Below are 18181 nucleotides of genomic sequence, written 5' to 3'. Positions count from 1 at the left end.
CCCTGCGGGAAATCTAGCCCGCTTCCGCGGTTTCGTAAACATCCCCTGCGTAATTATTATAGGAAGATTCATCGCGCGAAGCGGGTTCCAGTGCGAATCCCATTTCTGCGGCCATGAACCGGAGCGGGCGTGTGTCCTTGGTGACACGGACGATGTCGAGCAAGGTCTCCGCTCCAAGCTTCGCGCTGGAGTCGAACGGATTGATTTCCCTCATGAGAGTGGAGTAGGGCTTTCCGATTCTTTCGGCGACGTCTTTCGCCTGAATACCGCTGTCGAGAATGCAGTCCTGAACAACCTTGGTGACGCTCTTGCTAAGCATGGTTCCTCCATTGCTTTTTTGCCTGCTTCAGGCAGGCGGTGATTGGTAAAAGCAATGTGTGTGCCAAGGCTGTCAACAGACGATGAATCCGCAGGGATGCCTTTGATTATAACAGCTTAAAAAAAGTCTATAGACCTCAATGAAAAAAGCGGATGTGGAGAGAGTGTTGCATTGGATGTCGCAAGTGTCGCAAAGTGTAGCATGGTGTTGCAGGTGTTGCGACATGCGACAATAAAAAACGGGACGACTCTGTTGGGAGTCGCCCCGTTCCCGGGAGGGTGGCCCGGTTGATGGCCAAATCAGACAGGGGGGTCGGTACAGAATTGGGTTGCGGTCCGGTTCTGTCGCCGTTCGGAGGTGTCCGATGATGGCTAATTCGCTTGGGTGTTCGATGCGAGACTGCGGGACCCGCATCGAGCCGCTCCTAAATTTGAAGCCCCAGGCAATTCGGTTGACGTAGTGTCCGAAAAATCTTTTTTCACCCTTATCCGCAGTCGGCGGATTGCGGTTTGAGACTGCGCAGTGTGAACTTCGTCGTCTCGTCGTATATATTGTCGGTGCCGTAAGGGGTGAGGAGCTTGGTCCTTACGGCACCGACAATATTGCCGTAGATGATCAGGGAAGCTTCTTCGACCGGCATCTCCCTGATGCTACCATCTGTGATTCCCATCGACACGCACTCCCGTATGGTGTCGATAATGACCTGAAACTTTTCAGCAACCCTGCTTGCATCCACCCCCGGCTCGATGTGGGAGAAGGGCGAGCAGCGCAACAGAACCGGGAACGTCATTCTGTGTGCGTTCGTGAAGTCGAAATACGCGGTCATGTAGTTATGAATCGCGTCCAGTCCGTTCTTCGCGTTTCCGGTCGCTTCGCGCAGGTGCTCGATCACACTGTCGACCATGGCCGAGCCTGCGGCGATGAACAGGTCTTGCTTATTCCCGTAATAGTGGGAAACCAACCCGAACGAGACGTTTGCACGTGTGGAGACGTCCTTCATCGTCGTTCTGGAGTACCCATTCTGCCCGAAGGCTTCCTGGGCAGCCGTGAGGATGGATTCCTTCTTTGTCATAGTACGAGCCTTTGTGTCCGGACGGTTTTTTGATTGATTCGTCAATCAACCTGGAGTCAGTGATATATTGATCGATCAATCAATGTCAATAGGGGGAGGGCAACTTTTTTAAAAAACCTAGAGAGCACGGGGGCTCTCAGGGGTTGTGAAGAATATAACAATATGAAAATGCTGAATTTTGCCCTCGTCTCCACTGCCGATTTTTCTCGCCCCGCTCGTGGAGAGCGGGGCGAATACATCATGTCGCGGGCTGTGCTTCGGCCTTGGTGCCGAGACTGCGCAGTGCAGCAACTCCGGCGTAAACCACGGGCGTATCAAGGGCTGCTATGAGCATCTTGGCCGCCCATTGGCCAAGGATTATCTCACCCACGGGCAGTACCCCCCAAAAAGCGACCGTTACGAAAATGGTCGAATCCAGAAGCTGTGAAACCATTGTGGAGAGATTGTTGCGAAGCCAGAGGTGACGTCCGTTCGTCAGCCGCCTGAGCACGTGGAACAGCCAGACGTCGTTGCGTTGGCTGACAAAGTAGGCGCAAAGCGATGCTGCCACGATCCGGGGCGTGCTGCCGATGACGGACGCGAAGGCCTCCTGTCCGGTCCAGAAGGCCGCGCCCTGCCATTCGACGGCGAGATGCGCCAGAATTGTGGCGACCACCATGGCCGCCAGTCCCGCGTGCACCACTTCGGAGGCGCTTTCGCGTCCCCATACCTCGCCTATGATGTCCGAGGCCGCGAAGGTGACGGAATAAGCCAGCACTCCTGCAGGGACGGCGAGTCCGAAAATGGTGACGATTTTGCTCGATATGAAGGCCGCAGCCACGAGCGAGCCAATGAACAGGCTCACGAGCAGGGTAAAGCCCCTGCGGGAAACAGGTTCCATGACGACTCCTTGATGGATGAACATTCCGTGAAGGATGGAGCGGGGTGCTCCGGCCCGCTTGGGGGAAGACAGTCCCCGGCGGTACATTAACCTGTACGAAGACTTGCCAGTACGCCCCCGAAAAGTCAAAAAGGACCCTTCAAATTCACTTCAAAGGAGTTTTTCATGACCACCAAGAGCAAGGATCAGACTGTTCATCTGAAAACCTTGGGCCAGGGCGGAGAGACAGGGTACAGACTTGAGGGGCCTTCGGCGGATATCCTCGAAGCCTTCCCCAACAATCATCCCGACCGTCCATATATGGTCTCCATCGAGTTCCCGGAATACACGTCGCTATGTCCGGTGACCGGCCAGCCGGACTTTGCCACCATCATAGTGGAATACGTTCCGGATCAGCGCATAGTGGAATCCAAGAGCTTCAAGCTCTATATGTTCGCCTTCCGCAATCACCAGTCATTCATGGAGACCATCACCAATACCATGCTGGACGATTTCTTCAGTGTCCTGCAACCGCACTGGTGCCGTGTGAAGGGTCTCTTCGCTCCGCGCGGGGGGACTCGCCTGCACGTGTTTGCCGAACGCTTCAAGGAAGACTCCGAGATGATCGCAGAGGTGCGGGACTACGTTGAAAGTTGGAAAAGAGAGAGCGGGCGGCACGAAGGTTGATCGCCGTCGCTTGAAGACTGATGTAAAAAAGGCCGCCCCGAATTCGGGGCGGCCTTTTTTACGTGCGTATGAACTCCCGGCCTAGTTGCCGAGCTTTCCGCTGATATTGTTCTTTATCCAGTGGCCGTCGAACCATTCCAGCGGCTGAACGGGCGTTCCGGAAACATAGACACCGAAGTGCAGATGATCGCCTCCGGCCAGTCCGGTGGCACCGGTGCGACCGATGATGTCGCCCTTGCTCACGGCCTGTCCCGGCTGCACGTCGATCTGGCTCATGTGCGAATAGAGCGTCTGCAGGCCAAGGCCATGGTCGATGATGACACAGTTGCCGTAGATGCCGAAGAAGGCTGCGAAGACGATCCTGCCGGTGTTGGCGGCCGGGATCGGTGCGTGGCGGATGCTGGCGAGGTCGAGGCCGAGGTGGGTCTGGTTGTCCACTACCTTGCCCTTGTAGATGTAGTCCCGGTAATCGGCGAAGCGAGCCCGGTTGGCGGCATTGGGCAAGCGCTTGAATTCACCTTCCCAAAGCGGTTCCGATGCGGTGTCGCGACCGATTTCACGAATCTTTTCGGCGTTCTGCCTGCGCAGCTCGTTGTTGACCTTGACGTACTGTTCGAGCAGTCCGCCTTGCACGTCGCTGACAAAGTCGGTGAACTGCGGAAGCACGCGCTCCATGAATCCGTCGGACAGGCCGATGCGGTCTTTGCGGAAATTGCGCGCATTCGCATAGTAGTTGAAGGAACGTCCTGCGGTGTTCCCGGCCTTGTCCTCGGCGGTGATGATCGGGGAGAAGTCGGAGGGCGAAGTGTCCCAGGGCAGGGTGAACATGCAGAAGTAGCTGCGGTCCTGCGTCCCATCGCGCTCGTAGGCCGGGAAGAAACGTTCGCCCACCTTGATACCGACTTTCCGGGCCGGTTCGGACAGGGCAAATTCCACGACGCCCGCGCCACCCTGATTCAGGTTGGTGGTGTGGGTTTTCACATAGATGCGCGGAGCGGTGTCATCGAGGTTGAAATCCCTGGAGGCCGAGGACATGCCCGCTTCTCCAAAAGGATAGAAAGAGCCGTCGCGCGCCGTGACGCGGAGCGTGAATTCGCCTTCCTTGATGCGCTCCTTGTCGAAGATGACGGTCTGGGTGAAGCTACCCGTCCCCTGCGGCAGTTCCTTGCGGAAAAGGGCGTACTCCTTGCCGTCCTGGACGGCTTTGGCTTCGACCCATTTCAGGCCGCTGCCCGGATCGGACGCCTTGATGGTTACTTTGGCCTCGCGGTTTATGTCGGCGGCTTCCGGACCGATGCTCAGCGCGGGCGGCTGGGTGTCTCGAAAAACGAACCAGCTGCCTGCGGCCAGCACGGCCACGGAAAGCAATGTAAAAAGGTAGCCCGTGATGTTGGATTTCTTATCATGGCTCATGGTTGTATGGTCTCCCGGTGTTTTCCGTTGCGTAATAATCTAGAATATGTCTACACATGGCGGGCCGGGAAGACAAGCGGACTTTGACGGAACCCGCACCCGAGGGGGATGCGGGCTGCACGTCAGCGGTCCAGAGCGTCCATGAGGTCTATGGCGAGTTTGAGAAAATCCGCTTCGGTCAGGATGCCCTGAAGCTTGCCTTCCTCAAGAACCGGCAGGCAACCGTATTTATGGTTCAAAAGTGTTTCTGCGGCCTCTTTGAGCGGCGTATCCGGCGTGCAGGTGTGCACGTCCACGCGCATGATCTCCCGGATGGGGATGCCGGAGTCGATCTCGCGCTGGGTGTCTTCATCAAGGTCCGCCAGCTTGGATATGGTGGCCGAGAGAATGTCGCGATGAGTGATCAGCCCGACAAAGCGGCCTTCGGCATCGACAATGGGGATGTGGCGTATCCGCTGGAGGTTCATCAGGGATTTTGCATGATGCAGCGTGTCCGTCTCGTAGAGCGAAAAGACGGGGCTCGACATCCAGTTGCAGATCGTGAACATGGCTACCTCCGTGGGTTTGTCTCAGTTGAGAGCATTCCGTAACGCCATGGGGCTGTCAAGGATAACCGTCCCGAGGAAATGCGTGAAATGTTGACTTGATGCCAAAATGGGGTAAGCATCCGCAGCACGTTACGGCCTCAAGGCCTCAGGAGGGGGAAATGATTGATCCGCGCAGGTCGCGCGAACGTATGGTGAAAGACCAGATAGAGGCACGCGGGGTGAGCGATCCTGCCGTGCTCGAAGCCATGCGTGCAGTGCCGCGGCACAAGTTCGTGGAATCAGCTCTGGCGGCCAAGGCGTATTCCGATTCACCCATGCCCATCGGTGAGGGGCAGACAATCTCGCAGCCCTACATCGTGGCCCTCATGAGCGAGGTCCTTCAGGTGCGTCCGGGCATGAAAGTGCTGGAAATCGGCACCGGCTCGGGGTATCAGGCCGCAATACTTGCGCATATGGGTGCAGAAGTGCATACGGTAGAGCGTATCAGGAAGCTGTTTTTCACCGCGCGTAAACGCTTTGCGGACATGCGGCTTTTTTCCATACGGCCCAAGCTGGACGACGGCACCCTCGGCTGGCCCGAAGAGTCGCCTTACGATCGCATTATCGTCACGGCCGGCGGGCCGCAGGTGCCGCAGCCGCTGTTGGACCAGCTTGCCGATCCCGGACGGCTGGTGATCCCGGTCGGCGACTCCCGGCGCAGACAGCGGCTGGTACTCGTCACCAAGCAGGACGGCAAGGTCGAGGAGCAGGACCTCGGCGACGTGGCCTTCGTGGACCTGGTCGGTTCACATGGCTGGTAGACCCAAACAACCGAAAGGGCTCGTGAACGAACAATCCCCCCTGAAAACCGCCTTCATGGCTTCCCCCGGTCCGCGGTCGTTTCCGGCTGCGCTGCTGCTCGCCCTCAAGGGGCTGTGCATGGGCGCGGCTGATATCATTCCCGGCGTTTCCGGCGGCACCATCGCTTTCATAACCGGCATCTATGATGATCTCGTGGAGGCCATCCGGTCCTTTGATCTCGAATTTCTCAAAAAGCTGCTGCGGCTCGACTTCGCCGGAGCGCTTGCCGGTGTCCACCTGCGATTTCTCCTGAGCCTGCTTCTGGGCATCGGGGTCGCCGTGGTCGGCATGGCGCGGGTCATCCATCATCTGCTCGTCAATCATCCGGTGCACGTCTGGGCGCTTTTTTTCGGCCTCATCGCCGCCTCCGTGGTTGTGGTGGGGCGTCGCGCGGGAGGCTTTAACGCAGCCAACGCGATCTGCCTGACAGCCGGAGCGGTCTTCAGTTTCTGGCTGGTGGGGATGATCCCCGTCACCACGCCGGAGACGCCGTGGTTCATATTCCTTTGCGGTTCCCTCGCCATATGTGCCATGATTCTTCCGGGCATCAGCGGGGCGTTCATTCTGCTGCTGCTCGGGAAGTATGCCTATGTCACCGGAGCGCTTCGCAATCCGTTCGATCCGGGCAGTCTTGCGACCATCGGCATATTCGCTGTTGGAGCGGCCTGCGGCATTGTTGTGTTTTCGCGCATCCTGCACTATCTTCTGGGTAGGTGGCACGCTGCGACGGTCAGCGTGCTGACCGGGTTCATGATAGGTGCGCTGCGCAAGGTCTGGCCGTGGAAGGAAGTGCTTGAGAGCACCGTTATTCGCGGCAAGGTACATGTGCTGAGCGAACAGAATATTCTGCCCCCGGCGGTGGACGGCGCTTTTTGGCTGGCCGTATTGCTCGCTTTGGCCGGGGCGGTCGTCGTGTTTATGCTCGACAGGCTTTCCGACAGGGAATGCCGCGAGGAACGGGCGGCAGGTTGAAATGTCCGACAAGCAAAAGGTGAGATACAGTGAGTGAGAACTGCAAATCCTGCTCAGGTGGCGACGCCAACGCCAAGCACGAGATTCAGAACCAGCTTATCCGCTCGACCCTGAAGAACATCAGGCACAAGCTGTTCGTCATGAGCGGCAAGGGTGGTGTGGGCAAAAGTTCTGTGACGGTGAATATCGCCGCCGCACTCGCGGCCAAGGGGTACAAGGTCGGCATTCTGGACGTGGATGTCCATGGTCCCAGCGTTCCGACCCTGCTTGGCATTTCCGGTACCCTCGACATTGAGCGCGGGTCGCTCGTGATGCCCAAGAAATACAATGACAATCTCTCCGTGGTTTCCATGGAGTCTCTGCTGGAGGACCCGGATCAGGCCGTCCTCTGGCGCGGACCCATGAAAACCTCGGCCATCCGCCAGTTCATCTCCGACGTGCAGTGGGGCGAGCTGGACTTTCTCGTCATCGACTCGCCTCCGGGCACCGGCGATGAGCCCATGACTGTCATGAAGACCGTCCCCGAAGCGCTTTCCATCGTGGTCACCACGCCGCAGGAAGTTTCGCTTTCGGACGTGCGTAAATCCATCAATTTCCTTCAGTACGCCAAGGCAAGCATCCTTGGTGTGGTGGAGAACATGAGCGGCATGGTCTGCCCGCACTGTCATCAGAGCATCGACCTGTTCAAGAAGGGCGGTGGCCGCGAACTGGCGGAACGGTACGGACTGGACTTTCTCGGCGGCATTCCGCTCGACCCGGCCACCGTGGTCGCGGGCGACCGGGGCGTGCCGGTGGTCCTGCTTGAAGAGGAGTCCTTCGCCAAGAAGGCGTTTCTCGAATTGGCCGACAACGTGGCGCAGGCCGCGGAAAACAGTCTGGAGGCAGCCGCCTCCACTCCCGATTAGGCGGATAAAATGGCCAACAAGGTACTCAACCTGCCCAACTGCCTCTCGCTGACGCGCATCGTGGCCGCACCGGTCATCGTGGGTCTTCTGTATCTGGAACTGTGGACCGGCGCCAGATTTTGGGCCTACGCTTCCTGCGTGCTCTTCATGATCGCTTCGGCGACGGACCTGTTCGACGGCATGATAGCCCGTCAGCAGAATACCATCACCAACCTCGGCAAGTTTCTTGATCCGCTGGCGGACAAGCTGCTGATCTGTTCCATCCTGATCATGCTGGTGCGTCTCGGACCCGAGTGGCGGGTCCCGGCCTGGGCCGTGATCATCATCGTGGGCCGCGAGGTGGCCGTTACCGGCATGCGCGCGGTGGCATCGGACATGGGCAAGGTCATCGCCGCGGACAAGTTCGGCAAGCTCAAGACCGTATTGCAGATAGCCGCCATGGTGCCGCTGCTCTGGCACTACCCATTCATGGGGTACGACGTGCGCATCCCCGGACAGATCCTGTTCTGGGCCGCCGTGGCGCTCACGGTTATTTCCGGAGCGAACTATCTGTACAGTTTTTACAAAACATGGTTAGTATCTGAGGAGAACTGATCGCAATCGAGGCGGAAATGGCCGGAAACGACCTGACCAACCATCTTGTTCGCATCACCAACTGCCTCCGCACCATTCTGGAGCTGGAGCCGCAGTTGGAGCAGCTTGAGCTGGGCGACGCCCTGCTTGAGGAATTCGAGGTGCTGAAATCCTTCCTCGGCAAGATTGACGTGGAAGGGGTCGGGGAGGAAGACGTCCGGCGCATTGAGAAGGCTACCGAGAACTTTCTCAAGGAGCTTGAGGGAGCCGTGGCCGAAACCGCCCCGAAGGACGACTCTAGGCTGCAATGATGCGAAATGTCGCCCGGAATCTGGTTCTGGCGGTGCTTGTCGCCGTCAACCTGCTGCTTCTGTTCAGACTCCTGTGGAGTGATCAGAGCATTTTCGCGTATGCGGACCTCAAGGGCCGGCACGAGGAATTGACCCGACGGCTGGAGCAGGCCGAGGAGCGCAATATCGAGCTGACCCGGGAGATCAAACGCCTCAAGGATGACGAGAAATATCAGGAAAAGATAGTCAGGGAACGGCTGAACTTCGTGCGAGAGGGCGAAATACTGTACGTGTTCCCCGAAAAGGGGAATAAAGGCCCAGAGGCGAACGATGAAAGCGAAAATTGAATGGTATCAGGAAGTCCTTTCCCTGGAACCCGGTTCCAAGGTCTTCTTTCCGCTGGCAAAGCTCTTCGTCGAGCTTGGCAATCTTGATGACGCGGCAGTGACGCTGCGGAAAGGGCTGGACAGGCATCCGGACTTTTTCGAGGCGCGCCTGCTGCTGATCCATGTGCTTACCGAGCTCGGACGCGAGGAGGAGGTGCACTCGCACCTTGACCGCGCCGTGTCCCCGCTGCGGGAAAACCAGTCTTTCTGGCGCAACTGGGCCAGGAGCCTCACGAAGGAAAACCGCGATCTGGCGGTTTTTCTGATGTTGGTCTCCGCCAACCTCTCCGGAGAAAAAATCAACTGGACCGACGTGGTTTTCGAGGGTATCGGCTCTCTTTCGCGCCGGTTGGTCGGGGAACCGCTTCCCGCGCCCTCTGCGGAGGCCGCTTCCGAACCCGTCATGCCGAGTATGCCTGAAGTCGAGGAGATCGACGGACACATTGACGAAGAGGACGTGGTCCGCCCCGACAGCGGAAGCCTGCGCACAAGGACCATGGCGGAGCTGCTGGCGTCGCAGGGCGACAATCGCGGCGCGCTGGAAATTTACAAGTATCTGCTCTCGTCCGCGCCGGCTGAATCGCGCCCGGCCATCGAGGAACGAATTGCCGAACTGCAGACGCAGGTCGGCGGACAAACGAACCAAGCAGGGGAAGACCCGTTCAGCACGCACTCCAAGAGTCGCCTTCTGAGCACGCTTGAACTGCTCGCCGCGCGCTTCGAGGCGCGTGCCGCCGAGCGGGGGCGCCCCCGGGAATGAATATGAAACGACTGATAGCTTTCATGCTGGTTGCCGCCGTGCTGGCGACCTCCGGCTGCAAAGCCTGGTACGACACCAAGAAGTACATGAAGGGCTCTTTCGAAGAGGCCAAGGGCTGGGTTGACGTCAAGCCGGAGATCGAGACCGACGCTTACGAGTTCGAAAACCCGAACCAGGAAAAGCTCGCCAAACTCTTCACGCCGGTGGACGGTCCGCTGGCGTCCATGACCCGGTTCCTTGAGGACAAGGACACCATGCCGGATCAGGAATGGCAGGACCTCATGTTCGTGCGTTTTCCGTGGGTCAACCGCCTCATCGTCACTGACGTGGACGGGAAGATCATTGAGCAGCGTCCGGAAATCCCCTTCAAGCGCTTCAGTGAGCCGCTGGTGTTCGAAGCCGAGTGGCGGCAGACTTTCATCAAGACCGTTGCCGATTATCCGGACCTCGGTCCCGAGCTGTACATCGGCACGCCCTACTTCGAGGACGTGAGCTTCAAGGGGCTGATCATCGCCGGATTCGACCCGCGCAGCCTGATTCGCCTGAGTCCGGAACCTTCCGAGCTGCTGGTCATCCATCCCGAAGGCGGGGTCTGGGCGGTCAACTCGGAAGACGTGGACAAGAAAGGCCTGCTGGAAGTCCCGTGGGACGAGATTCTTGAGGAGAATGTCCAGGGACAGGTCAAGGTGGGCGATACATATTATACTTGGCTTGCCCGGTATCTCGGGCAGGATTGCTATATCTACGCCACGGAGAGCGTCGATCCCGAAGCGGACGGCGAAATCTGGTGGTTCTAAAGACGACGAAGGAGTCAGCGTGCCTCAGCAGGTAACCGTCACCGAACATCTTCTTCTGCACCAGAAACGCATCCCCGGTGCCACAGGACAGTTCACCCGACTTTTCAACGAGATCGTGCTCTCGGCCAAGATCATCAACCGGGAGGTGAACAAGGCGGGGCTCGTGGATGTGCTCGGCTTCACCGGCAAGACAAACGTTCAGGGCGAGGAAGTCAAGAAGCTGGATGAATACGCAAACCGTATCCTCATCCATCGTCTGGCCCGGTCCGGCGTGCTCTGCGCCATGGCCTCGGAAGAAAATGCGGACATCATCGAAGTTCCGCACGGGTTGCCCCTTGGCGACTACGTATGCATCTTCGATCCCCTCGACGGTTCCTCCAACATCGACGTGAACGTCAACATCGGAACCATCTTCTCCATCTTCAAGCGCGTCAGCCCCGAAGACAGCCATCTGCTCTCCACGGACGTGCTGCAGGCCGGACTGCATCAGGTGGCCGCCGGATACGTGCTGTATGGCACGTCCACCATGCTCGTCTTCACTACGGGCGACGGAGTTCACGGATTCACGCTCGACCCCGGCGTCGGAGAGTTCCTGCTTTCGCATCCAAATATCCGCATCCCGGAACAGGGGCGCGTGTATTCGGTCAACGAGGGCTACTCCAGCTACTGGGACGAACCGACCAAGGAAATTCTCGAATACTTCAAGTCCACGGACAACAACCGGCGCAAGCCCTACAGCGGGCGTTATATCGGTTCGCTCGTGGCGGATTTCCACCGCAACCTGATCTACGGTGGAATCTTCATGTATCCTGCGGACAACCGGGACCCCAAGAAGCCCGAAGGCAAGCTGCGCCTGACCTGTGAGGCCAACCCCATGGCCTTTATCGTGGAACAGGCCGGCGGTATGGCCGTGGACGGGCGCAACCGCATCCTCGAACTGGAAGTGGAGAATCTGCACCAGCGCACGCCGTTGTTCATAGGCTCCCGCGAGGATGTGCTAAAAGTGCGTGAGATTTACCGCGAGCATGATGCCAAGGGTTAGCTGATGCTCACGCTCGGGATCGAGACCTCCTGCGACGAAACCGCCGTTGCGCTCGTCGAGGACGGTCGGCTTGTGGCGCAGGAACTGGCCTCGCAGGTGGACGTCCATGCCGTGTTCGGCGGCGTGGTTCCAGAGATCGCCTCGCGTGAGCATCTGCGCGTGCTCCCGGTGCTGTTCCGCACGCTCATGGAGCGTACCGGAAAGAGGCCGGAGGAGCTGGACACCATCGCGGTGGCGCGTGGACCGGGACTGCTCGGGGCGCTTCTGGTAGGCGTCAGCTTTGCCAAGACCCTTTCGCTTTCCACCGGCGCGCGGCTCACGGGCGTCAACCACCTCTGGGCGCACCTGCTTGCACCGTCGCTTGAGCGCGAACTCGTCTTTCCGGCAGTTGGCCTGCTGGTTTCCGGCGGTCATACGCATACATATCGCGTGGATTCGCCCGTGGAGTTCGAACTGCTCGGCAGAACCCTTGATGACGCGGCGGGGGAGGCCTTCGACAAGGTAGCAAAACTTCTGAATTTTCCCTATCCCGGCGGCAAAAAACTGGATGATCTTGGCAAGGAGGCCGAACCGGACACCGCTCTTTTCCCGAAAGCCTATGTGGACAACAACAGTCTGGACTTCAGCTTCAGCGGTTTGAAAACAGCGGTGGCGAATTATGTCGGCAAACACCCTGAACTGGTGCTGGAGCGAATGGAGACCTCGGCGTTGGACAAACTGGATGCCGGGCATCGCGAAACGCTTGCTGGCGTGTGCGCGTCCTTCAACTGGAGCGTGGCCGAGACGCTTCGTATCAAAGTGGAGCGAGCTCTGGACCAGGTGCCCGACGCAAAAGCGCTGGTGGTGGCGGGCGGCGTGGCCGCGAACTCAATGATCCGCGGTTTCATGTCGGATCTGGCACGGGAGAGGGGAGTGGAACTGGTGCTGCCGGGCTTTTCCCTGTGTACCGACAACGCCGCCATGATCGCAGCGGCCGGGGACATGCTCGCACGGCGCGGCATGTATCACGATCTTTCCCTCGAAGCCGTGCCGCGCGGGCGTACCGTGCCGCACGACTGGATTGTAAAATAGTCCGAAGAGGCGGGTGTTTCCCCGTTCCTGCTTGACAGGGCGCATAGGGGACACTATTTCTATTGACTCGGTTCACCTGCTCTTTTGCAGGAACAAAAAGACAGTACACCGGCGCCGCCGGACAAAATGAAAGGAGCTATTTCATGGCTGAACAACTCACCGACGCCAACTTCGAACAGGAAGTACTCAAGAGCGACGTTCCCGTGCTGATCGATTTCTGGGCTCCCTGGTGCGGTCCGTGCCGCGCAATGGGTCCGGTCATCGACGAACTGGCCACCGAATACGAAGGTCAGGTCAAAGTGCTCAAGATGAACGTGGACGAAAACTCCGGAACCCCGGGCAAGTACGGCATTCGCGCCATCCCCACCCTGATTCTGTTCAAGGACGGAGAAGTGGTGGACCAGAGCACCGGCGCTGTCTCCAAGAGCAGCATCAAGGAAATGATCACTAAAAAGGCCCTGTAATTCCATGCGTGAATACGACGCCGTTGTCATAGGGGGCGGGCCGGCAGGCATGACGGCAGCCCTTTATCTTTTGCGCGCGGGCGTGAAAACCGCGATGGTCGAGAAGCTCTCCCCCGGTGGGCAGGTGCTCATGACCGAGAAGATCGAGAACTACCCCGGGTTCCCAGACGGGCTCGAAGGGTGGCAGCTGGCGGATTATTTCTCCAAGCAGCTTGATCTGTATCCTCATGACATGCTCAACGACGAGGTGCGGTCCATCAAGGTCGGCAAGCCGTTCCACGAGATGACTGTGGGCGACGAGGTTGTGCGTACCAAGTCCATCATTCTCGCCACCGGCGCCCGTTACCGCAAGCTGGGTATCCCCGGCGAACAGGAAATGATCGGCCGGGGCGTATCCTACTGCGCCCTGTGCGACGGCAACTTCTATCGCGACCGGACCGTGGCCGTCATCGGCGGCGGCAACTCCGCACTTGAGGAGTCCCTGTATCTCGCCCGTCTGGTGCGCAAGCTCTATCTGATTCACCGCCGCGAGGATTTCCGCGCCGCGGTCTGTTATCAGGACAAATGCTTCACCAACGAGAAGATCGAGGTGGTGCGCAGCACCGTCGTGGACGAGATCGTCGGCGATACCGAGGTCAAGGGCGTGGCCATGCGCAACGTCCAGACCGGGGAAACCTCCACGCTCGAAGTGGACGGCGTGTTCATCTTCGTGGGATTCGAGCCCATCATGGACTTCGTCCCGGAAGAGGTCGAGCGCGACCAGAACGGCATTCTCACCGATAACGAAATGCTCACCAACATTCCGGGCATCTTCGCCGCGGGAGACATTCGTTCCAAACTCTGCCGACAGGTAGCCACCGCAGTGGGCGACGGAGCCACCGCCGCCACTTCCGCGTTCAGCTATCTCGAGCAGCTTGAGGACTAGCGTATGCGCGCTGTCGCCGCCTTCAGGGCGTGCTGCATCATGCTTGTTCTGCTGGCGTCGGGGTGCAGTCTCATAGACTACTACTTCCTGCCGCCGCCCGAGGACACCGCCTTTGAACTGTATGAGGCGGGGCTCGATGCAATGCAGGAAGAGCATTATGAAGCCGCGCAGGACTACTTCGCCAAGCTGAAGGACAGGTTCCCCTTCAGCCCCTATGCCGTCAAAGGCGAACTGGGGCTGGCGGATGCCTTTTACATGGACGAAAAATACATTCAGGCCGTCGATAACTACAAGGAATTCGAGGCTATGCATCCCGGAAGCGAACAGATGCCCTATGTTCTGTTCCAGATCGGCATGGCCAACCTCAACCAGTTCGAATCCATCGACCGCCGTCAGGATAACATCAAGGAAGGCCTGGAATACTTCTACAGGGTGGAACAGGCCTACCCCGAGACCGAATACGGCAAGAAAGCGCGGAAATACATCAAGCGCTGCCGCCGCATTCTCGCGGAGCACGAACTGTTCGTGGCCGACTTCTTCTTCACCCGCAGCGAATTTGGGCCGGCATGGCACCGATATCAGTATGTGGTGGAGAACTTCTCGGACATCCCGGACCTTCGTGACTACGCAGGCAAGCGGGCGAAACAGGCCTATTTCGAATACCAGAAGACGTTGTCCGAAGAGGAACGGTTACAGATTCAGGACAGCTGGTTCCTCTGGCTTCGAGAATGGCTTTAACCCGGGCCCCACGGGCCGAAGGGAACGAACATGAATCATGGTTTTACGTTTCCCGAATGGCTGGCGGAGCGGGCACCCGAGGACGACCGTTTTGCCGATGCCTATGAAGCGACGCCGCCGCACAGGCGTGCGCTTCTCAAGACATGCATAGCCCGGGCCTGGGAATGGTGGGGACCCGAACCCCATCGTTCCCGGGCCTGTTCGCATGAGTACCGTGCCGGTTTCTCCGTGGAGACAGTAGAGGCTCCGGCGGATTACTGCGTGCTCGTGACGGACGATGCGGCTCCTTCGCCCGCGCGTCTGCTCTCTGCACTCGTTCCGGCGCTGGCCTCTGGCGTTTCCGGCGTGTTGGCAGTGCACACCGGCAGCGGCTGGACGCAGAGCCAGCTTACCGCCCTCGAACTGGCCGGTCAGGAAGACGCGGCCGAGCTGTCGGAAGGCGAACTGCTTTCTCTTCTCAAGAATTTTTCCGATACAGGGGCGCGCGGCGTCGTCCTGTGTCTCGGCGACGCGATTACCGACTTTGGCGGACATCCGGGGCTGACCGTCTGGCGGGATCCCGGAACCCCCGCGTGCGTCGTCGGGGGCGGGCCGGACATGGACGCACTCGACTTCATGCATCCCGAAGGCGTGGTCCGCGTGGACTCGCCCGAGGAACTGGAAGGCATGAAGGGCGCACCCCTCAAGGCGGTTTTCAGTGACCTGGTCTTCGAGGCCGATTTCCTCGCCGGGCCGGGCATGGAAGCCTGCTGGGTCCATACTACCATGTCTCGTGATCTCTTTCTGACGAACCGCACCCGCTGGACACTCGGAGGACTATCGTGAGCAAAGCGAAGGGACCGACTCGCAAGTTTCTGGAAAAGCTCCGCAACATCGGCGTCATTGCCCACATCGACGCCGGCAAGACTACGCTGACGGAGCGTATTCTCTACTATTCGGGCAAAATTCATCGCATCGGCGAGGTTCATGAAGGCACCGCCACCATGGACTACATGCCCGAAGAGCAGGAACGGGGCATCACCATCACCTCGGCCGTGACCACCTGCCTCTGGAAGGACAGCACGGTCAATATCATCGACACGCCGGGACACGTGGACTTCACCATCGAGGTGGAACGTTCCCTGCGCGTCCTCGACGGCGCGGTGGGCGTTTTCTGTGCCGTAAGCGGCGTGGAGCCGCAGTCCGAAACGGTCTGGAGGCAGTCTGAGCGCTATCGCGTGCCCAAGATCGCCTTCGTGAACAAGATGGACCGGCTCGGCGCGGATTTCACCGCCGTTCTGGACTCCATGGTGAACAAACTCAAGGCCAATCCTGTTCCGGTGACCGTACCCGATGGGGAAGGACAGGATTTTCGGGGCGTTTTCGACCTCATTGAACTCAAGCGGCTGGAATTTACCGGTGAGCAGGGTTCGGTGGTGGAGAAATACGACCTGACCGACGAAGAAGTCGGGCGATTTTCCGAATGGCGCGAGCGGCTTGTGGAGACCGCGTCCGAGGTGGACGAGGAACTGCTTGATCTGTACCTCGGCGGCGAGGAAGTCCCGGCCGACCGCATCCGCAAGGCCCTGCGGGAACTCACGCTCAGGCGGGAGATAGTGCCGGTTTTTGCCGGATCCGCGCTCAAGAATTGCGGCGTGCAGCCCGTTGTGGACGGGGTGGGCTACTATCTTCCCAGTCCGCTGGAAACGCCGCCGGCGCTGGCCACCGACGAGGAAACGCACAATACGGTTTCCTACGAATGCGACACCAAGGGGCCGCTTGCCGGACTCGTCTTCAAGGTCGCCATGGATTCCGGTCGCAAACTGGCCTTCATCCGCGTCTATTCCGGTAGCATCGACGCCGGAGATACGGTTTACAACGCCACGCAGGGCAAGCAGGAGCGGGTAGCTCGCCTGTTCCACCTGCACGCCGGGCGAAAGGAAAAGCTCGAAACCGCCTTTGCCGGGGACATCGTCGCCGCAGCGGGAATGAAGTTCGCGCGCACCGGGGATACCCTCAGCCTTGAAGAATCCCCCGCATTGCTGGAACGCATCGACGAATACAAACCGGTCATCTCCGTGGCCATTGAGCCGCGCAATTCGGAAGAGGGGGACAAGCTGGAGGAAGTGCTCCAGAAGTTCCTGCTCGAGGATCCCACCCTCGTGGTTGAGGAGGAAGAGGAGACCGGTCAGGTCATCCTTTCCGGGATGGGCGAGTTGCATCTTGAAGTGGTGCTGGAGCGGTTGCGTCGCGAGTATTCCCTTGAGCCCCGTACCGGGAAACCGCAGGTGGTCTATCTCGAAACCCCCGGCGCCAAGGCCGAGGCCGAGGAGGAATTCGACCGCGAACTGGGCGAGGTCGTGCATTACGGTTGCGTCCGGCTTTCCGTGGAGCCGCTGGAACGCGGCAAAGGGCGCGAAGTCAGCTTTGAAGTGGACCCGGATCTCTGGTCGGACGCATGGCTCGCAGCCGTGTCAGAAGGCGTGGACGACGCGCTCCAGAGCGGCGTGGTCAAGGGCTATCCCGTACAGGATGTGCGTGTGCGGGTGCTGGGCCTGCGCAAGAAGGAAGGCGATTCTTCCCCCGCAGGATACCGCATGGCGGCATCCATGGCGGTTCGCAGCGCGTTGCGCGACTCCGGGCCGAAGATGCTCGAACCCATCATGGGAGTGGAAATCTCCGTGCCTGAAGAGTTTGTTGGCGAAGTCATCAGCCTCATGGGCAGCAAGGGCGCCCGTGTCGGCAACATGGTGGATCGCGCGGGACAGAAGCTGGTTACCGGCGACGCACCGCTGGCATCGCTTTTCGGTTTTTCGACGGATCTGCGCTCGGCCACGCAGGGCAGGGCCGGGTTCGTCATGAAGTTCGACCGGTTCGACGTTTTGGATTAGACTATCAATGAGCAGACGCAGATATCTGGACGCAGGGCGCGTAAAGCGGCTCTGGATCGATTTGAAACGGCTTTCGCGCTACTGGTATCTGCGGGTTCTGCGTCAGAAGTCGTCAGCACGAAATCTGGCAATGGCCATGGCGCTTGGCGTGTTTATCGGCGCGCTGCCCATTCTGCCGTTTCAGAGCGTCACGGTAATCGCGCTGGCCTTTGTCATGCGGGTCAACAAGCTCACCGCATGGCTTGCCACCTGCTATTCCAATATTTTCACCATGGTGCCGTTCTACTATTTCCTGTTCATGGTCGGCAAGACCGTGCTGCCCGTGGAAGGGATCGTGTTCGACCCGGGCAAGCTGGAAATGGAACAACTCATCGAGACGGGCTGGGGCATGTTCAGCGTCATGCTGGCGGGCGGCCTGCTGGTGGGGATACCGGCTGCGCTGCTGGTCTATTTCGTCACCCTCTATGCAGTGAGGAAATATCGCAAGCAAAAGGCGCTGCGAATGCTCAGGAAGCGAACGCGTCAATAACTCCCGAGTCACTACAGGCTCCCGGCAACCCGGGGGCCTTTTCTTTTGCGCAAACATTGTGTGTCTAAGGGGTTATTTTCACCCTTTTTTTCCCTTCTCGCGTTGCAATTCCACATGATTG

General features: G+C 59.1%; 22 protein-coding genes. 17 read left to right on the top strand and 5 right to left on the bottom strand.

Annotation, left to right across the window (positions count from 1 at the left end):
- Window positions 1-13 precede the first annotated feature (13 nt).
- The 3 genes from B149_RS0113335 to B149_RS17255 form a co-directional block, all read right to left on the bottom strand.
- Window positions 14-319 carry a phage regulatory CII family protein gene (locus B149_RS0113335; protein WP_018125668.1) on the bottom strand — a complete coding sequence of 102 codons (306 nt, stop codon included), beginning with the start codon at window positions 317-319 and terminating at the stop codon, window positions 14-16.
- Between the two features lie 484 nt (window positions 320-803).
- Window positions 804-1391 (bottom strand): TetR/AcrR family transcriptional regulator, encoded by a 588-nt coding sequence (locus B149_RS0113330; RefSeq protein WP_018125667.1) that lies wholly within the window; start codon window positions 1389-1391, stop codon window positions 804-806.
- A gap of 238 nt (window positions 1392-1629) precedes the next feature.
- Window positions 1630-2271, bottom strand: coding sequence for a queuosine precursor transporter (locus B149_RS17255; protein WP_018125666.1), 642 nt, complete (start codon window positions 2269-2271; stop codon window positions 1630-1632).
- A gap of 165 nt (window positions 2272-2436) precedes the next feature.
- Between B149_RS17255 and queF the strand changes: the two genes are divergently transcribed.
- Window positions 2437-2937, top strand: coding sequence for a preQ(1) synthase (gene queF, locus B149_RS0113320; RefSeq protein WP_018125665.1), 501 nt, complete (start codon window positions 2437-2439; stop codon window positions 2935-2937).
- A gap of 81 nt (window positions 2938-3018) precedes the next feature.
- On the opposite strand, the gene B149_RS0113315 is transcribed toward queF, so the two are convergent.
- Window positions 3019-4350: a M23 family metallopeptidase gene (locus tag B149_RS0113315; protein ID WP_018125664.1), complete on the bottom strand. Its 1332-nt coding sequence runs from the start codon at window positions 4348-4350 to the stop codon at window positions 3019-3021.
- A 122-nt stretch (window positions 4351-4472) separates the two neighbouring features.
- Window positions 4473-4898, bottom strand: coding sequence for a CBS domain-containing protein (locus B149_RS0113310; RefSeq protein ID WP_018125663.1), 426 nt, complete (start codon window positions 4896-4898; stop codon window positions 4473-4475).
- Window positions 4899-5056: 158 nt separating this feature from the next.
- Between B149_RS0113310 and B149_RS0113305 the strand changes: the two genes are divergently transcribed.
- From B149_RS0113305 to B149_RS0113230, 16 genes are all read left to right on the top strand, one after another.
- Window positions 5057-5698 carry a protein-L-isoaspartate(D-aspartate) O-methyltransferase gene (locus B149_RS0113305; RefSeq protein ID WP_018125662.1) on the top strand — a complete coding sequence of 214 codons (642 nt, stop codon included), beginning with the start codon at window positions 5057-5059 and terminating at the stop codon, window positions 5696-5698.
- 22 nt (window positions 5699-5720) lie between these two features.
- Window positions 5721-6710, top strand: coding sequence for a DUF368 domain-containing protein (locus B149_RS0113300; protein ID WP_018125661.1), 990 nt, complete (start codon window positions 5721-5723; stop codon window positions 6708-6710).
- Window positions 6711-6739: 29 nt separating this feature from the next.
- On the top strand, window positions 6740-7615 hold the full coding sequence (locus B149_RS0113295; RefSeq protein ID WP_018125660.1) for an Mrp/NBP35 family ATP-binding protein: 876 nt from the start codon (window positions 6740-6742) through the stop codon (window positions 7613-7615).
- Between the two features lie 9 nt (window positions 7616-7624).
- A complete protein-coding gene (gene pgsA, locus B149_RS0113290) occupies window positions 7625-8209 on the top strand; it encodes a CDP-diacylglycerol--glycerol-3-phosphate 3-phosphatidyltransferase (RefSeq protein ID WP_018125659.1) in 585 nt (194 codons plus the stop codon).
- Between the two features lie 17 nt (window positions 8210-8226).
- Window positions 8227-8499, top strand: coding sequence for a hypothetical protein (locus B149_RS0113285; RefSeq protein ID WP_018125658.1), 273 nt, complete (start codon window positions 8227-8229; stop codon window positions 8497-8499).
- On the top strand, window positions 8496-8825 hold the full coding sequence (locus B149_RS0113280) for an FtsB family cell division protein (RefSeq protein ID WP_018125657.1): 330 nt from the start codon (window positions 8496-8498) through the stop codon (window positions 8823-8825). The genes B149_RS0113285 and B149_RS0113280 overlap by 4 nt, the downstream gene beginning before the upstream one ends.
- A complete protein-coding gene (locus B149_RS0113275) occupies window positions 8809-9624 on the top strand; it encodes a tetratricopeptide repeat protein (RefSeq protein WP_018125656.1) in 816 nt (271 codons plus the stop codon). The genes B149_RS0113280 and B149_RS0113275 overlap by 17 nt, the downstream gene beginning before the upstream one ends.
- A 2-nt stretch (window positions 9625-9626) precedes the next feature.
- Complete coding sequence (locus tag B149_RS0113270; protein WP_245533219.1) at window positions 9627-10421, top strand: hypothetical protein; 795 nt, start codon at window positions 9627-9629, stop codon at window positions 10419-10421.
- Between the two features lie 19 nt (window positions 10422-10440).
- On the top strand, window positions 10441-11463 hold the full coding sequence (gene fbp / locus B149_RS0113265) for a class 1 fructose-bisphosphatase (protein ID WP_018125654.1): 1023 nt from the start codon (window positions 10441-10443) through the stop codon (window positions 11461-11463).
- A gap of 3 nt (window positions 11464-11466) precedes the next feature.
- A complete protein-coding gene (gene tsaD, locus B149_RS0113260; RefSeq protein WP_018125653.1) occupies window positions 11467-12534 on the top strand; it encodes a tRNA (adenosine(37)-N6)-threonylcarbamoyltransferase complex transferase subunit TsaD in 1068 nt (355 codons plus the stop codon).
- A gap of 143 nt (window positions 12535-12677) precedes the next feature.
- Entirely contained in the window at window positions 12678-12998 is a 321-nt protein-coding gene (trxA, locus tag B149_RS0113255; RefSeq protein WP_018125652.1) for a thioredoxin, read from the top strand.
- Window positions 12999-13002: 4 nt separating this feature from the next.
- Window positions 13003-13923, top strand: coding sequence for a thioredoxin-disulfide reductase (trxB, locus tag B149_RS0113250; protein ID WP_018125651.1), 921 nt, complete (start codon window positions 13003-13005; stop codon window positions 13921-13923).
- A gap of 3 nt (window positions 13924-13926) precedes the next feature.
- On the top strand, window positions 13927-14661 hold the full coding sequence (locus B149_RS0113245) for an outer membrane protein assembly factor BamD (protein WP_018125650.1): 735 nt from the start codon (window positions 13927-13929) through the stop codon (window positions 14659-14661).
- A 30-nt stretch (window positions 14662-14691) separates the two neighbouring features.
- Window positions 14692-15486 (top strand): hypothetical protein, encoded by a 795-nt coding sequence (locus B149_RS18055; RefSeq protein WP_018125649.1) that lies wholly within the window; start codon window positions 14692-14694, stop codon window positions 15484-15486.
- Window positions 15483-17531 carry an elongation factor G gene (fusA, locus tag B149_RS0113235; RefSeq protein ID WP_018125648.1) on the top strand — a complete coding sequence of 683 codons (2049 nt, stop codon included), beginning with the start codon at window positions 15483-15485 and terminating at the stop codon, window positions 17529-17531. The genes B149_RS18055 and fusA overlap by 4 nt, the downstream gene beginning before the upstream one ends.
- A 7-nt stretch (window positions 17532-17538) precedes the next feature.
- On the top strand, window positions 17539-18060 hold the full coding sequence (locus B149_RS0113230) for a DUF2062 domain-containing protein (protein WP_018125647.1): 522 nt from the start codon (window positions 17539-17541) through the stop codon (window positions 18058-18060).
- Window positions 18061-18181: the final 121 nt, after the last annotated feature.

Source organism: Desulfovibrio oxyclinae DSM 11498, from assembly GCF_000375485.1.
Lineage (GTDB): Bacteria > Desulfobacterota > Desulfovibrionia > Desulfovibrionales > Desulfovibrionaceae > Pseudodesulfovibrio > Pseudodesulfovibrio oxyclinae.
The sequence above is the reverse complement of the archived record's forward strand: the minus strand, read 5'-3'. Positions and strand labels throughout refer to the sequence as shown.

Bases quoted from the DNA above. Each gene is read 5' to 3' on its own strand.
- B149_RS0113335 (WP_018125668.1), bottom strand. From the start codon at position 319: ATGCTTAGCAAGAGCGTCACCAAGGTTGTTCAGGACTGCATTCTCGAC.
- B149_RS0113330 (WP_018125667.1), bottom strand. From the start codon at position 1,391: ATGACAAAGAAGGAATCCATCCTCACGGCTGCCCAGGAAGCCTTCGGG.
- B149_RS17255 (WP_018125666.1), bottom strand. From the start codon at position 2,271: ATGGAACCTGTTTCCCGCAGGGGCTTTACCCTGCTCGTGAGCCTGTTC.
- queF (WP_018125665.1), top strand. From the start codon at position 2,437: ATGACCACCAAGAGCAAGGATCAGACTGTTCATCTGAAAACCTTGGGC.
- B149_RS0113315 (WP_018125664.1), bottom strand. From the start codon at position 4,350: ATGAGCCATGATAAGAAATCCAACATCACGGGCTACCTTTTTACATTG.
- B149_RS0113310 (WP_018125663.1), bottom strand. From the start codon at position 4,898: ATGTTCACGATCTGCAACTGGATGTCGAGCCCCGTCTTTTCGCTCTAC.
- B149_RS0113305 (WP_018125662.1), top strand. From the start codon at position 5,057: ATGATTGATCCGCGCAGGTCGCGCGAACGTATGGTGAAAGACCAGATA.
- pgsA (WP_018125659.1), top strand. From the start codon at position 7,625: ATGGCCAACAAGGTACTCAACCTGCCCAACTGCCTCTCGCTGACGCGC.
- B149_RS0113285 (WP_018125658.1), top strand. From the start codon at position 8,227: ATGGCCGGAAACGACCTGACCAACCATCTTGTTCGCATCACCAACTGC.
- B149_RS0113280 (WP_018125657.1), top strand. From the start codon at position 8,496: ATGATGCGAAATGTCGCCCGGAATCTGGTTCTGGCGGTGCTTGTCGCC.
- B149_RS0113275 (WP_018125656.1), top strand. From the start codon at position 8,809: ATGAAAGCGAAAATTGAATGGTATCAGGAAGTCCTTTCCCTGGAACCC.
- B149_RS0113270 (WP_245533219.1), top strand. From the start codon at position 9,627: ATGAAACGACTGATAGCTTTCATGCTGGTTGCCGCCGTGCTGGCGACC.
- tsaD (WP_018125653.1), top strand. From the start codon at position 11,467: ATGCTCACGCTCGGGATCGAGACCTCCTGCGACGAAACCGCCGTTGCG.
- trxA (WP_018125652.1), top strand. From the start codon at position 12,678: ATGGCTGAACAACTCACCGACGCCAACTTCGAACAGGAAGTACTCAAG.
- trxB (WP_018125651.1), top strand. From the start codon at position 13,003: ATGCGTGAATACGACGCCGTTGTCATAGGGGGCGGGCCGGCAGGCATG.
- B149_RS0113245 (WP_018125650.1), top strand. From the start codon at position 13,927: ATGCGCGCTGTCGCCGCCTTCAGGGCGTGCTGCATCATGCTTGTTCTG.
- B149_RS18055 (WP_018125649.1), top strand. From the start codon at position 14,692: ATGAATCATGGTTTTACGTTTCCCGAATGGCTGGCGGAGCGGGCACCC.
- B149_RS0113230 (WP_018125647.1), top strand. From the start codon at position 17,539: ATGAGCAGACGCAGATATCTGGACGCAGGGCGCGTAAAGCGGCTCTGG.